We start from the raw sequence: 14,618 nt of genomic DNA on the forward strand, positions 1-14,618 counted from the left end.
ATATTTTGCAGTGTCATATTTAGAAACTTTTATAAACTTCAGGAAAAGGCAACGCGCAATCGTCATTGTGAACTCTTTGTAATATAAATGTTTGGTTTGAACGTTTTTTCTTCATATTGCTTTGCAAATTGACCTTTCTGGTTTTTTTTTGACTTTTACTTGCCGACAGTATTTTTTAACAAAGAGTTTTAGATTTTGAAAAAACAGCTTCAGTAAAAAAAACTTAAATTCGAAGCTTTAAGTGCTGCGTAATAGAACGGTAATAATTTTCTTCTATAAACTGGTCTTGTCAAATTCACTGCATCGTAAAATCATCGATAAAAATGAATGTAAATTAAATGTATCCGCGCTGTAACAGCTTCTGCGACTTCTAGCCATCTTGGTGTGAATAAAATTATTTATTCTTTAGTATAAGGCGCGTATTTTGCATAGATCTTCTTGGCTTTGTCTTTAATTTCACTTTTGTCTCGTTTTGCTATCAAGGATTCTCTAATGGGTAAGAAAGGCTTTGTTCGAAATAATGTGAATCAGTTTGCAGTTCTCTATAGGTTTTTTGATCTGTTAGCCATTCAACTATGTTTGCTTATTTCCGCCGAAGTGTACGGGGTTGTTGTATCACAGCAATACTACCTTATAAGCCTTATTGCATGCCTAGCGTATTTGTTCAGTGCTGAGATGTTGTGGCTTTACCGTTCATGGCGCGCGGGATCTATGAAAGAAATTTTATTTGTAGCCAGTATAAGCCATTTGCTGATGATGGCAGCGGTCGTAGGCTGGATGTTTATTTCAAAGTCATCAGAAGATTATTCCAGGCTAGCTATAGCCTTGTGGTTTGCGTCAAGTTGGCTAGTGTCTTGTACCTGGCGTGTAGCCCTTAGATACTTTCTATTTGCTGTACGTCGAAATGGCAGAAATACCAGGTACGTTGGCATTATAGGCGCAAATGAAACAGGCTTAGAGTTAACAAACGAAATTAGAAGAACGCCAGAAGCTGGCTATAACGTTGTTGGAGTGTATGACGATAGAGACACCGATAGAACTTTAGTACCTGAAGGTCTTCAGTCACTGGGAACAATCGATCAGGTTTATCACGATGTGCTAACCGGTAAAGTCGATACAATTTTCATAACGCTTCCTATGACAGCAAACAAACGCATTGAAAAGATTCTGCAGGTTCTTGGCGATACGCAAGCGCAAGTTCACCTTGTACCAAATTTCTTTGTGTACAATCTTCTTCATTCAAGAATCTGTAACGTAGGGGAACTGCAAACCGTAAGTGTATTCGACTCGCCAATGAAGGGCGCAATGAACTTTCTTAAACGTGTAGAAGACATCATTTTAGCAAGTATCATACTTACCATAATTGCACTGCCAATGCTTGTTATAGCGGCGGCTGTTAAACTAACTTCTAAAGGCCCTATTATATTTAAGCAAAACCGCTATGGTATGGACGGCAAGAAAATAAAAGTGTGGAAGTTTAGAAGCATGACGGTTACTGAGGACGGAGATAAAGTGACTCAGGCCAGCAAAAACGACGCTCGTATAACACCTGTAGGAGCATTTTTACGTAGAACATCGTTGGATGAGTTACCACAGTTTATAAACGTGCTGCAGGGCAGTATGTCGGTAGTAGGGCCAAGGCCACATGCCGTCGCACATAATGAAATGTATCGGAAGAAAGTAGAGTATTATATGCTACGCCACCGTATTAAACCTGGTATTACTGGATGGGCACAAATTAACGGCTGGCGCGGTGAAACGGATACCGTAGATAAAATGAAAATGCGCGTTCAGTACGACCTCGAATACATTAAAAATTGGTCGCTATGGCTTGATTTTAAGATCGTTTTAATGACGGTATTCAAGGGGTTTGTGGGTAAGAATGCATACTAGTTCTAACAGGAAATAGATTGAAAACAGCGGCGAATAATAAAGCAAGAGAAACTTGGGTTGACGCAGTGAAAGGATTCACAATCTCATTAGTTGTGTTTCATCACGTTTTCGTAGGTGTTAAAAACGCAATTGGGATTCCCGACTGGGTTGTCGATATTTATATGTTGACCACACCGATAAGAATGCCACTGTTTTTTTTGGTAGCTGGATTCTATGCTAAAAAATCGATATTTGGTGGAAGAAGAAAATTCATAGATAGTAAGGTAATTCATTTTTTATATTTCTATATTCTATGGAACACTATCAGCGTTCTATGCAGAGTAGCCTTGGGTAAATATACGAACAACCAAGTTGATATATATGAAGTATTTTACTTTTTATGGAGTCCATCTTTTACTTTATGGTTTATATATGCGCTGATGTTTGCATTTATCATTGCTAGAGTTTCTCGACATTTTAGTTTCTTCGCTCAATTTTTTTGCTCACTTTCGCTTTCGATATTTTCAATCGCCAAGGGTAACGAGTTCCTTCCCTATTTCATAGCGGCTTTACTTAAGTTTTATCCGTTTTTTTTGGTTGGTATATATGGCTCAGTACAGGTAAGGAACTGGGTTGAAAATTCATCAGCTTTAACACCGTTAATTTGTTCTTCATTGTACATAGCTATTTCAATTTTAATATTGAACCATGGGCAATGGTTGAAAGAAGCCTTGTACTATCCCCTTGCAGCTTTGGGCGCATGTGTAATACTAACGCTGGCATACAGGCTCAGCAATCGCCGATTGGGCGAAATTTTTACCATACTTGGCGGCTATAGCTTGTATATCTATTTAATTCACTTTTTACCAGCGGCTGGTAGCAGAAAAGTATCTAGCTTCTTAGGGTTTGGAAACGACCCCGCGTTTACGATTCTCTTAGGAACGATACTATCTATTCTTTTTTGCATATTTGCGTTCAGGATATCTAGTAATGTTAGTTTTCTAGGCTTTTTAGTGACTCGCCCTAAATCGTTCAAGCTAATATGAATTATCTAATTGATTAGAAAATTTTTCTAATTTATTGAGCTTTGATGATTTACTAGCCTTACATTTTGATAATTCGACTTATTGAACTTTTTGTATAAGGAACTACGCTTTCAAAGGGTTTACAATTTTTTCAGTCCGTACAAACAGCAATATTTTCTAAAACCTAGGGGCTTAACATGTGTCGGATATCTTTCCTTTTTACGTTTGTTGTGATTTACCTTCTGGCAGCAGGCTGCACAAGTGTTTCTAACCAATACCACGCAAATAATTCTGCTTTGGCGCGTCATGCTAAGCTGGTCTCTCGTTCGGATGCTTCATTACAGAGCATCGAAACCAAGCTTTTGACACTAAAAAATGAGGGCGTAATCAAAGAAGCTATATTTAGGGAAAATATTACCGAAACGTCGCGAATACTTTTTGGTTTTCAAAACGCTTCTGTCAAAGATACTATTTTATCGCTATCGAGTGAGCAGCCCGAGAGAACTTCAGAATATATCGAAATTGCATTAGCGTTGTTTCCACAGGCAAAAACAACAATATTAGAAGAGTTGCGACTTGAGTCGCAAATCGACGAGAATGCAATTTTTACAGCGGCGTTAAAAAGCGGTTTATCGCCAGATAGCATTTCGCAATTTACAGCATCAGGCCAAGAATACCTTTTGGTACCTTTGATCAATTCCACAAGTATTACACTTTTCAACAAGCAAGAAGATGATAGTGCACAGGTCCAATTTCGAAAAGTTGGCGAAGAGCAATGGAATAATGGGGGAGCGCTTTATTGGGAGCCAATTCGTAGTGCGCTGTCGGGTAGTATTGTGCATCTTAGTCCGAATACAGAGTATGAAATTCAAGTGACTGAAATTAACGAATCTTCTGGGACCGAAGTAAATAGGTATCGCTTTGCGACTAGGCAAAACACGCCGCCGGTAGACCCCGATAAAGTGTACAAGTTAAGTGATATTTACAATGGTGGGATGCTTGATCTAGGAACTTTAGGTATTGAGGGGACTCGAGATGGTTGGGCCAAAATAGTTGGTGATAGTAATACAAAAATCATAGCGGGTGATAATGATGATTATGCAATAAATGTTGGTAATACGCAGTATGTCATGTTCGAAAATATTACGGTTGAAGGAGGCCGGTTACACGGGATCTATGGTAATTATGCACATGATATTTGGATAAAGGGCTGTGACGTATCCCGATGGGGTAGGAGTGCGAACAATGTCAGGGAAGGGATTGGTTATGAAAACGAAGCATCAAAATATCCAATAAACTATGATGGCGGGATAGCGCTGAGGCGTACAGGAAGAGTTGTCGTCGAAAACTGCAAAATTCATTCCCCGAACGCAAAAGCAAATCATTGGGGGTATGGTCATCCTAAAGGTCCATCCGCAATGATAATTTTAGCAACGCATCCTACACAAGAATTTGCCGGGCAGTACATTATTAGAAACAACCATTTTGCTGGTACAAATGAAGTTCGTTTTAATGATGTCATTGAAAGCAGAGCAAATGGAAGGGTGTGGGGGGGCTTTGTTAGAGATTCAGCAATCCATGACAATTATCTCGCATATGCTAATGATGATATTATTGAATTAGATGGTGGTCAAAGTAACGTACTCTTTTATAATAATGAGGTAGAGCAGGGGTATTGCGGAGTAAGTGCAATACCCAATATGCTAGGCCCGAGTTATATTTTCAATAATTATATTCATAATCTTGGGGACGAAAGGCAGAAACACTGGGGCGCTATTAAGTTAGGAGGCTTATTTTCAAAGCCGGGTGGTATTGTGAACATTTTTGACAACCTTATCATTACAGGGGCAAATGGGATAGCACCTGCAGGCTTTGCAGGAGATAGTACTTATTGGGTACATGCGCAAAATAACATTATGGTTCACGACATCTTTAGAGAAATAATGGGCTATAGTATCCATGACCCTAATAACTACCCTTCTTCAAAATATATCAATAATTTTATGTTTAACACTAAAACTGGTTATCCGGTAAGTAATGCTATAATTACAGTGAACTTCGAATTTCCGGAATTATTGAATTATGAAGTTGTTGATGACATTGTATCGGGAGTAAGTCATTATCAACTACCAATATCATTACCAATGTCTATTCCAAATTTTACTCACCTAACTGAAAACCAAAAGGCTATAATAGGCATTGTTCCTTCAGCACTAAAAAAAGTTTATTAGACTGCCCGTGTCAGCAAATTTTACAGTTCCGCCAGCCAACTAAATGTAAACTTTGTATACTAACAAGGTGAAAGGTGCAACTAACTGTAAATTAAATGAATTTTTATTCTGGCTCATATTTTGCATTATCTTTATCAGGATTCTTATGGGGATTATTATGAAATTTCGCAGTATTGTTATTGCAGCAACTTCTATGTTGGGACTTTTAGTTTCTTCTTTTAATGCGCAAGCAGGTTTTATGTCTTGGAACGGTAATGCTATTGAAGCATTGGATTTAAATGGGGACTTTACTTCATTCGAGGAGTTTTACGATTACGATAATGCTTTTCAATGGTCCTCGAATACAGGGCTAGAAGAAGCCGATACAATCGTAATGTTTCTCGCAGAGTTAGGCGGCGAACTTGCAATTTTTTCAACTATTAGCAGTCCGCAAGGTGGCAGTAAAGGGCAGGTTGTCTTCGACTATACAGCGACTGCCGGTTCTATGTTGTTTTTAGACGACCCAGATGAGAGTGTTAATAGCGCAGGAATTAAGTTTAAGTATGGTTCTAATAAAAGCGATGGTTTCATTTACAGCGGATTAGGGGATTTTGACTGGTCGTTTGTTCCGTCATTTTTCAATGCTAGCAACGTCGATGGAATCAAGTTCGTAAGTTTCAGTGATGGAGAGTTTAGTTCTGCTAGCTACTCAAGTTTGTTTAGCCTAGATGAACCTCTTGTCGTAAGCAACTTACAATTAGGCAGCGGAAACGTTTCGAACGCGGTGAGTGCTCCAGGAACAATTCTATTAATGGTGTTAGGATTCACGTCGCTATTAATATCGCGCAAAAGACTTAAATTCTAATAAGAGTCTATATTCAAAAAATGCCCTGTTATAGGGCATTTTTTATGTTGAATCCCAAGCTTTTAAAGAAATTAGGATCAGGCTCTCCGTTAGGTAAATACGCTTCAAACCATCCGAATACTTTCAGTACATTCACACCTAACTCAAACTCTTCATTGGAGTAAAGTTGTTCCCAATAATCGTATGTGTTTTTGTGATCAGTACGATCTTTATTTTTTCCTACGACTCGACTCGATTTATTGTAAACAGCCTTATTAGTGGATTTAGCTACAAAATCAAAATTACTTCCGAGGTAAGCCCTTAGCTTAGCTAACTCTTTATCTGGAGATGTTTTTATATTTTCATAAAAAATTAGGTGAAGATTATTGGCAGAGAAATCTTCTAAAAGAATACAATTTCCTAATGCCCAATGTATAAATTGAATCTCAACAAAATTATTTCTTTGTTTAGCATGCTCTATAAGGCTAATAATATCTACATTCAATCTATTGAGGAGAGATGAGTTTTTTAAATATACATCTAAATCTGATGGCCAGAACCAATGCTTTTTCTGCAATTTTGAATAGACAACAGCAAATGGGTTTCTTATCAATAAAACGGGCTTAACAAATGGGAAGTTTTTATAAAGGATAGAAGCAGACAAATTGATAAAAATATCTTTAACTATGAGGCCTTTATAAAAAAGCTTTCTATTATCGAAATCTATTCTTCTATGAGCTAAGTGACCAGAAAATATGTCATTATATGCGTTTAATACAGCGTCATTATTTGTATCAGTTGAAGAATACAAGTAAGGGGGCAAATCGAAATTTTCAAGAACTAATGGATGGTATGGCTCAAATAATTCTCGTGCTTTCCGATCTGCATTGATTACAGATGCTATCCATGTAGTGCCGCTCCTACCGTCCCCTATCAGCCACAAGACATTTTTATACCTGCCCATTTTGTTGTTAAGATTGAAAACCTTTTCACGTAAGGGAAAGATAAGCGCTGTTTTTAAAAGCTCTTTGATTTCGGCCATAATTATGCCTATGCTATCTCAGTGTAGTCAAATGAGTAATTGAAAAGCTGAATTTCTTCCTCATAAAACTGCGCAATAAAGTCTATAACTTCATCAGTAAAGTCGTCTGATTTATTGGACTTTTTACCTTCTATTTTATGGGGTAACTCTTTTATTCCGTCTATGTTTAATTCCTGCATTACCGTTCTATAAGCACTGTCCAATGCTTCAAACTTTCCTATAAAATCCAGTTCAATCTTTCCATTATATTGTTTGAGCCAATAAGTCTGAGGCCGAAGATATCCATGCCCCGCATACTTTTTCATAAAATCTGTAAAACTGATAGCTGACGGGTATCCATAATTCTGTTGGTGAATTTTATCGCGCATAGCATTCCGATACCAAGAATGAGCTCTCAACCAAGGGTTTCTTACTATAGTAAATTTATAGTACCGCTTATATTCATCTGAGGATAAAGTGAAATTGTTGTTAGGGTTGGCATGTGTTCTAAAGCGCTCTCTCTGTCTACGTAAGTAGTCTTTGAGGTTTTCAACATTGCTTAAAACATCTACGAAACTGTATGGCTCTTGTATCATTCTGATACTTCGGTGGTCTTGCCCTTCTCTACCGTGGTGACCGTCAAAATGTCCTAAAACGTTTTCGAAGCTTGTACCGGCACATTTTGGGATATGTATGAAAATACATTGATGTTTATGACTTATCATTGAGAGCTCTCGTTTTGTTTTTTCTTTTCACCACTTAAATTATCATAAAGCCCTTAATTTAATAAACAAAAAATCATGTGGATGTAATCGGCTAACAAAGTTATCATTTAAGCATTGCTGATCTGACATTATTAAAGTTTTTAATGTTACCTATTTGTTAATTTGACTATTTTTACTACAAGGTCGAATTGAAAACTCAGGAACCAAAATGCCTTTATTGATAGAGCCAAGTGAAAGAAAGCTATTATTCATTCACATACCTAAAACCGCTGGTACAAGCCTTAAATCGAAGATAAAAAAGAATGTCAATATAGCCTTCAATTTTGAGTTTAAAAATGAACTGCCTTGTCCGCCACAACATTTTCATTACGAGTTATTACAGCGATTAGGCATAACGGAATTATCGAATGAATCATTTGCTATTGTTCGTCATCCCTTAGCTAGGTTTATTAGCGAATATTCTTATAGAAAAAGAGTGGATAAAAAGTTTAGGTACATTGATTTACTGACTTTTTCTCTATTTATCCAAAAGTCTTTTGAAAAAAATAAATATATTTTTTCTAACCACATTAGGCCTCAAACTGAGTTCTTAGGCCCGAAAACTAAAATTTTTAAAGTAGAAGATGGGTTGGAAGAAGTTTTCAAATATTACCCCCAGTTTTTCGAAGACAGGAAGCTTCAAGAAGAAGTGCAACGTTCCAATAGTTCCAATTCTGAACAGATTTATATTGATGATGTTACTATTGAAATTGTTAAAAATATTTACAAAGAAGATTTTTTTGAATTTGATTACGCAATTTGCGAAAACAAATTCAAAAAAAAGAAAGCAAGCTTTTTTGAAAAGTTGCGAGCGAAAACACTTAGTTCAATAATATTAGCTTTTTTTCACTTAAAAAAGTAGCGGGTAATTTTAGATAGACTATGAATAAAACTAGACTAATAAACATATTCTGGCTCTTTTTTGAGAAGTTTGGCTTAATATTACTATCTGCATGCTCGTTCTTTTCGTTTGCATATTTCCTCACCCCTTTGGAGCTTGGATTGGGGGCCATTGTAATCGTTCTTTGTGAAATGGTTGGCTCTTTCTACAATGCTGTATTTGAAAACCCATTAGTTAAAAGGAATTGCAACTCGAAATCGGAACTTAGTAGTGTTTTCTGGGTTGGCGGTGCAATTGCTCTAGTATCCACGTTATTTTTATCGCTTGTTTACTTTGTTCTAGACGAAAAGAGCAATATTTGGGCTATGCTTCTTTTTTCGTCAATATCAGTTACCGTGAGCGTACAGTCCAGACCTTTTATCGCCTCTTATCGGTGCAAAAGAGAGTTTAAAACTTTAGCGTTAAGAACCCTATGGGGCAAGGTGGTAGGAGCATTAACAGCGATAATTTCAGCTGCAATGGGCGCAGGTGAGTGGTCTTTAATTATTCAGTTAACGGTGATGAATCTTACAGCGTTTCTAATTTTAATGAAAACAGATACATCATTTCTTAAAGTTCCCCCTTCAGTAAACGATTTGAAATCGCTTGGACAGGAAGGAATGTCTATTGGCGTTAGACAATTACTAACCGGCTTGTTTGATAGAGGGCTTATATTGTTGTTGTCTATAACTACATCTTCCTCTACCGTCGGTTACTATTCTTTTGCTCGCCGTTTGGTTGATTTACCAAAACAGGCGATAAAGACGGCAGTTAATTCTTATTCGTTACCAGTTTTCGCGGCAAGAGTAAATCGGCCACAATCACTTTCTTTGTTGTTCCAAAATTTAACTACCGCGACATTTTTAATACTTTGCCCCAGCTTTGTTTATATCGGACTCTTCGGGGGACAAATAGTTGTTGATATTTTTGGAGAGAAATGGTCTGGCTCGGTACCTTTTTTCGTGCTGTTTTCTTTTATTGTAGCGTTGCAATCGTTAGAGCTGTTTGCTCAACCTTTGCAAGCCGCATTTGGTAAGTCAAATATTGGATTAAAAGCAGATATCTTCAGAATTACAGCAACGCTATCCGTAGCATATTATGCTATTCAGCATTTTGGTCTAATGGGAGTCGCGGGTATTATTTTTATAGACGTAATGGCAACAATAGTCATAAGGTACTATTCTGCGAAAAAGTTGATCTCTTTTTCTCACCGTAACCTAGCAATTGACCTTGTAAAAACACTGGGTACTACATCACTAGTTGCGAGCTTAGTACATTTATTATTTCTAAACTACGAATTGTCTTTCTTTCTCGTATTCTCAGTTGGCATTGTTGCAATTTCACTACATATCGCTATCTATTACGTCGTTTTTGGACGAATACATGAAAGATTTAAGCTTTTACTAAATGATAAACACTAAGTATACCTAAATTCCTAAAATCAAACTGTCTACTTTGTCAAGTAAACAGATGGAACTTTCACTGGTATCAAATTTTCTGGCAAAATGAGCATTAGATTCAAGTATTTTAGTATAATCGTCTAAAGTCAGCGTTTTAGGGTGTGGCTGGCCCGCTGACCAATCGATATATCGTTTACTGTCATTAGAGCAAATTAAAGAATCACTATTTTTGAAAATAGTTTGGAATAGAGATTCGTCAGGAATTTTTACTTTCCTGTAATGCTTAACTAACCCATATGGATCTTCGGCAACATGATCTAATATGAATTGAGCCGACTTCTTCGAGCCTGTGTACCAAAACTCACCACCCCAACACTTAATTTTCTTGTTGAAGGGGGTAAAGTACTGGGTTAACGCTGGGTGCTTGATTAGTGGTAACTGGCTTACTACCTTAAAACCCTTTTTGTTTGTTCTTTTGAAGAGCAAATTAATTGAACAATACCTTTTGTAATATTGATGATGCCAGGTTTTATATAAATGTTGGTAATCAATTAGGGCGTGTCGAATATGGACATCACAATTTGCTGTTTCTAAGTCTTTTAAGACCGTATGTGCTTGTTTAATGGGGTAGTCCGCACCGCTTAAAGTACTATAAAAGGAAGGCGTTTCTGACCTATATAAAAGCTTAAGAGCTTTTAGCTTTGCTTCTACTAAGCTATAGGTACCCCATGATGTTTTTACATGAGGATTAACAAATTCAACATTTGAAGTGCATCTGTTTACAGGAAATTCAGATTTTGAAAAGTCATGATGCCACGCTATTGGAGGAAAGTTATAGACTTTGTTTAGGGTGTTCATTAAACGAAGTGCTTGCTCTGGGTGACCGTGAGTTAAAAGAACGAAGCCGATATTAGACATAACCTTTCCTCTGATCTCAGGCATCACAAGTTGTTGTGATGAGATTTCTATTAAAGACACTCTACTTCTGGAATTTAAGGAAACTTCTAATGAAACTTCCGCCTCCCTTCAGTGAATATCTCAAGCAATAGCTGTACCAATTCGAAAGTGTTGAAAGGCTATTATATAGCGTTAAATTGTCAATGAATTTCCATTAGGGCAATAACCGCTATGATTTTTGATAAGCACTTAATTTTTTCGAAGACCAGCTTGATTGATTCTAGTGGCAGTAAAATATGCAATTAAGAAAAAGAACATGTCAAAACTGTTGTGATTAATAATTATAAATCCAACATAATTCACGATTATTTGATTGATAACTATTGCAAAAAGAATAGCTGTTATTGCAATATCTCCGTGTCCACTTAAAAAGTTTTTTCCTAGAGAGTATAAACTATGAATTAACATAATAATTACGAGGGTAAATCCAATTAAGCCTCCGTGAAGAAAAGCTTCATAGTAACCACTATGTGCATTTCCTATAAAGCCCCAGCGGTCAAGGAAGTCAGCTACTGCACTGCTAGCCCAAAAAGCTCCAAATCCATAGCCTTTCATAAACTCGGCTTCTATGTAAACATCCATTAATTCCCAAATAATTGTTCTATTAGTTAGATTTGGATCTCTTCCCATGAATTCTAGTAAATAATTATATAAATATAAAACTAATGTAGTGGAGGCAACTAAGATAAATATAATTATAAAAAGACGATTAAGATTCTTTCGTGGACTGTAAGTACTAAAGTATTTAAAAAGGAACATCAAACCGCCTCCTAATGTGACCATTACTAACCCAGTAGCGGATCTTGACATAAGGAGGCAAACGGCAATAACTAACAACGAAAAAGCACCTAATTTACTTCTGTAGAGTCTTAATCCGATACCTATTATCAATGCGTAAGCATTTATTCTGGCACCGGCGTTTTTGTCGAAGTAAATACCTGAAAAAGCACCAGCTCGAATTCCCTCGGAGATGAATGCTGAGCTCGGGTTTATTATTGCTTGAATTAAGCCAAGGACACCTGCAAATGCCACTGTTAAGACCAGAGCCGATAGCAGCGAGTGCGGTGTAAACATTTGAACTAAACAAAATGCAGTTACAATAATGATTATAAAAGCGATTAAGCGTCTAAATGAAACTGAAGGAGCGTAAGACCAATATATCGACAACGTGAACCAAAAAACAATCAAACTCCAAAACAACGTTTGGCGTCTAAATGAAGCAAGGCTACAAATTTTAAGCTTTAATAATAGCACTAAGCTCATCAATAATAGCAGAATACCTATTATTTGATTAGCGAGTGAGCCAGAAGCGTTTGCTGAAAATACATCGTCCCCCTTTTCTCCAAACATTCCACTAGTAAAGGACAAAAGTCCTAAATAATAAAAGAAAGATAAAAACAAGAATAATCGCTTAAAACTATCAGACTTTATTTTCATTTTGACTGGCTCTTAAGTATGAAGCCCTTATACACTGTAGCTGAAACCAGACTAGAAAATGTGTTTAAGGCATGCGCTCTTAGTTCCTTACTCTTAACAAGTTTATTAAGTGAAAATTCTGTCTCTTTGGCTAGTTGTTTAATATTTAAATACTCAATTAAAGGCGCAACCTGACCATCTTGCAAAATCTCGCGCGCTCCATGAGGGCAATCAAAAGCAACAACCTGTGTACCCACCGACATCGCCTCTACAATCGCATTGGGGCTACCTTCAAATCTTGAAGATAGTACATACAAGTCGGCAGCTTTCATTTCGGCTATTATATTGTCTGAATAGCCGGGCAAAGAGACGTTATCGGTTAAACCCAAGTCGCTCACTTGTTGTTCTAATTCTTCGCGTAACTCACCTTCGCCAAATATTATTAGACGACTAGGTATATTTCTTTGAACGTCGGAAAACGCATCTAGCAGCATATCAAAACCTTTCTGATAGCTTAGCCTTCCTACCGCTATAACCGTGGGCATGCTTTTATCGATTAACCACGGGTGCTTTGGAGGTTGCTGTGCGGCCAATTCGGTCTCTTTCGTTATTACAGGGTTTGGGGCCGTCACAACGTCTTTTGCACGAACCACAGTGGTATCTATTAAGTCTTGTGCTACACCTTTTGAGACAGCAATCACTGGGTTAGGCAACAGGCGATAAATATAGGGCGCTAGGAAATAGGTTGCCTTCATTACCTTGTCAGAGTTTACTTTTTTATCCAATGAAAAAGCATTTCTTTCGCTTACACTTAATTTTTTAAGCCAGCCTAATGAAGCACATGTTATAGCGGTAATAACATTTATGTGTGTTAACGCCGCTAAGATACCATCTGGCTGGCAGCGCTTTAACGCAAAACGAAGCGGGCCAAATGCATTTAGCGTTCTTTCACAACGCAATTCAATTAAGTTAACCTCTTCGCTAAGGTATGGCTTATTACTACCGCCCTCAGTGATCAGTATCATATCTACATGATCACCGTCTTCTATCATTTGGTTAGCTAATCTAACCATCATTTTTTCTGCACCACCGCCTCTAAGGTCATGAAGAACTATACATATTTTTGCCATGACTTATCCAAATTGTGCAATGTAAGCGTTTGCAACGTATTTATATGAAAAGTGTTTTACTTTGTCGCTAATTTGTTTCGATTTAAGCGAACTATAATTGCATAGTGCGTGAGCCAGAGCATCCGTGTCTAACGCTTTTACTAAAGCACCGGTTTCGTCAGACGTAATAAGTTCGCTAGGGCCTGTTGGGCAGTCAAAAGCAATTACTGGGGTATTTAAAGACATCGCCTCAACTAACACGGTGGGCATGCCTTCATGCCTTGAAGATAATACAAAGGCTTCGGCGCGCTTTATTATGCAATAAGGGTTGGTTGTAAAACCCGTAAAATGAACTACTTTGTTAATACCTAAACTAGCAGCTTGTTTCTTCAATGCGTCAAGGTCTTCACCTGCTCCTACTATTACCAGTTCCGGCAACGAGGCATCTTTCAAGCGTGCTTTAGAATAGGCTTCTAAAAGAAGATCAAAACCTTTTTGTTCTACCAGCCGCCCTACGCCACAAAAATACCGTTCGGGCAGGGGGCTTTGTGGGCTTTCATTGGATAACTTTTCGATGCTCGGTTGAAGTACAGCATTAGGAATAAAACTCACTTTATTCTTACCAAAAACAACAGCGTCTTTAATTTGCTGTTTAAGACTTTCTGATACGGCGATGATTTTTCCATTGGAAAGGCTGTACAAAGAATACAGCGCCTTAATAGCCCATGGAGCTAGTTTTTGGTCACTAACGTCAAATGCACAGTGCCTGGTATAGATAACTTTTAACTTTGGAAAACGCAATTTACATAAGAATGCTAAAATATTAGCCGTTTCTGTTGCAGCAATAATGACGTTAATTTCCTTTCGCTTTATTAAGCTGTAAAGGTAGCTCAGTTTCTGTTTAAAACCGTTATTGCTGTCTGCCGCGAATGCTGTAAAAGAATCTTGTAGTTGACTAAAACCTTCTTTGCTCTCGCCAGTTACATCGTGTACGTAAAAAATAGAGGTAACACCCTCATCACTCAATGCTTGAGATAGGTTCTTATGTACTCGCTCTACACCACCTCCAGTGGTAAAGAACTTATGGATAAACAGTACTTTGTATTTTTCCATGGCTACA

12 protein-coding genes are annotated in these 14,618 nt (G+C 37.4%); 6 read left to right on the forward strand and 6 right to left on the reverse strand.

Annotated elements, in window-relative coordinates; genetic code table 11:
- Positions 1–492: 492 nt before the first annotated feature.
- The 4 genes from BZA03_RS01785 (at position 493) to BZA03_RS01800 (ending at position 5,972) form a co-directional block, all read left to right on the forward strand.
- Positions 493–1,893: an undecaprenyl-phosphate glucose phosphotransferase gene (locus BZA03_RS01785; RefSeq protein WP_110287798.1), complete on the forward strand. Its 1,401-nt coding sequence runs from the start codon at positions 493–495 to the stop codon at positions 1,891–1,893.
- Positions 1,894–1,910: 17 nt separating this feature from the next.
- Complete coding sequence (locus tag BZA03_RS01790) at positions 1,911–2,918, forward strand: acyltransferase family protein (RefSeq protein ID WP_181417276.1); 1,008 nt, start codon at positions 1,911–1,913, stop codon at positions 2,916–2,918.
- Between the two features lie 176 nt (positions 2,919–3,094).
- On the forward strand, positions 3,095–5,128 hold the full coding sequence (locus BZA03_RS01795) for a right-handed parallel beta-helix repeat-containing protein (protein WP_110287800.1): 2,034 nt from the start codon (positions 3,095–3,097) through the stop codon (positions 5,126–5,128).
- Between the two features lie 157 nt (positions 5,129–5,285).
- Complete coding sequence (locus tag BZA03_RS01800) at positions 5,286–5,972, forward strand: hypothetical protein (RefSeq protein WP_110287801.1); 687 nt, start codon at positions 5,286–5,288, stop codon at positions 5,970–5,972.
- Between the two features lie 28 nt (positions 5,973–6,000).
- Here BZA03_RS01800 and BZA03_RS01805 read toward each other — a convergent pair whose 3' ends face one another.
- Positions 6,001–6,993 (reverse strand): sulfotransferase domain-containing protein, encoded by a 993-nt coding sequence (locus BZA03_RS01805; protein ID WP_110287802.1) that lies wholly within the window; start codon positions 6,991–6,993, stop codon positions 6,001–6,003.
- Positions 6,994–7,001: 8 nt separating this feature from the next.
- Positions 7,002–7,697 (reverse strand): sulfotransferase family 2 domain-containing protein, encoded by a 696-nt coding sequence (locus BZA03_RS01810; RefSeq protein ID WP_110287803.1) that lies wholly within the window; start codon positions 7,695–7,697, stop codon positions 7,002–7,004.
- 208 nt (positions 7,698–7,905) lie between these two features.
- Between BZA03_RS01810 and BZA03_RS01815 the strand changes: the two genes are divergently transcribed.
- Positions 7,906–8,598 carry a sulfotransferase family 2 domain-containing protein gene (locus BZA03_RS01815; protein WP_110287804.1) on the forward strand — a complete coding sequence of 231 codons (693 nt, stop codon included), beginning with the start codon at positions 7,906–7,908 and terminating at the stop codon, positions 8,596–8,598.
- Between the two features lie 20 nt (positions 8,599–8,618).
- Positions 8,619–10,037 (forward strand): oligosaccharide flippase family protein, encoded by a 1,419-nt coding sequence (locus BZA03_RS01820; protein WP_110287805.1) that lies wholly within the window; start codon positions 8,619–8,621, stop codon positions 10,035–10,037.
- Positions 10,038–10,043: 6 nt separating this feature from the next.
- Here the strand turns inward: BZA03_RS01820 and BZA03_RS01825 are convergent, their stop codons facing one another.
- The 4 genes from BZA03_RS01825 to BZA03_RS01840 form a co-directional block, all read right to left on the reverse strand.
- Positions 10,044–10,934, reverse strand: coding sequence for a beta-1,6-N-acetylglucosaminyltransferase (locus tag BZA03_RS01825; protein ID WP_181417277.1), 891 nt, complete (start codon positions 10,932–10,934; stop codon positions 10,044–10,046).
- Positions 10,935–11,162: 228 nt separating this feature from the next.
- Positions 11,163–12,410 carry an O-antigen ligase gene (locus BZA03_RS01830; protein ID WP_110287807.1) on the reverse strand — a complete coding sequence of 416 codons (1,248 nt, stop codon included), beginning with the start codon at positions 12,408–12,410 and terminating at the stop codon, positions 11,163–11,165.
- Complete coding sequence (locus BZA03_RS01835) at positions 12,407–13,519, reverse strand: glycosyltransferase (RefSeq protein ID WP_110287808.1); 1,113 nt, start codon at positions 13,517–13,519, stop codon at positions 12,407–12,409. Before BZA03_RS01835 ends, BZA03_RS01830 begins: the two co-directional genes overlap by 4 nt.
- A gap of 3 nt (positions 13,520–13,522) precedes the next feature.
- On the reverse strand, positions 13,523–14,611 hold the full coding sequence (locus tag BZA03_RS01840; RefSeq protein WP_110287809.1) for a glycosyltransferase: 1,089 nt from the start codon (positions 14,609–14,611) through the stop codon (positions 13,523–13,525).
- Positions 14,612–14,618 lie beyond the last annotated feature (7 nt).

Source organism: Alteromonas sp. I10, assembly GCF_003201515.1.
Classification (GTDB): Bacteria; Pseudomonadota; Gammaproteobacteria; order Enterobacterales; family Alteromonadaceae; genus Alteromonas; species Alteromonas macleodii.

Coding starts and splice junctions, on each gene's coding strand:
- BZA03_RS01785 (WP_110287798.1), top strand. CDS start 493: ATGGGTAAGAAAGGCTTTGTTCGAAATAATGTGAATCAGTTTGCAGTT.
- BZA03_RS01795 (WP_110287800.1), top strand. CDS start 3,095: ATGTGTCGGATATCTTTCCTTTTTACGTTTGTTGTGATTTACCTTCTG.
- BZA03_RS01800 (WP_110287801.1), top strand. CDS start 5,286: ATGAAATTTCGCAGTATTGTTATTGCAGCAACTTCTATGTTGGGACTT.
- BZA03_RS01805 (WP_110287802.1), bottom strand. CDS start 6,993: ATGGCCGAAATCAAAGAGCTTTTAAAAACAGCGCTTATCTTTCCCTTA.
- BZA03_RS01810 (WP_110287803.1), bottom strand. CDS start 7,697: ATGATAAGTCATAAACATCAATGTATTTTCATACATATCCCAAAATGT.
- BZA03_RS01815 (WP_110287804.1), top strand. CDS start 7,906: ATGCCTTTATTGATAGAGCCAAGTGAAAGAAAGCTATTATTCATTCAC.
- BZA03_RS01820 (WP_110287805.1), top strand. CDS start 8,619: ATGAATAAAACTAGACTAATAAACATATTCTGGCTCTTTTTTGAGAAG.
- BZA03_RS01825 (WP_181417277.1), bottom strand. CDS start 10,934: ATGTCTAATATCGGCTTCGTTCTTTTAACTCACGGTCACCCAGAGCAA.
- BZA03_RS01830 (WP_110287807.1), bottom strand. CDS start 12,410: ATGAAAATAAAGTCTGATAGTTTTAAGCGATTATTCTTGTTTTTATCT.
- BZA03_RS01835 (WP_110287808.1), bottom strand. CDS start 13,519: ATGGCAAAAATATGTATAGTTCTTCATGACCTTAGAGGCGGTGGTGCA.
- BZA03_RS01840 (WP_110287809.1), bottom strand. CDS start 14,611: ATGGAAAAATACAAAGTACTGTTTATCCATAAGTTCTTTACCACTGGA.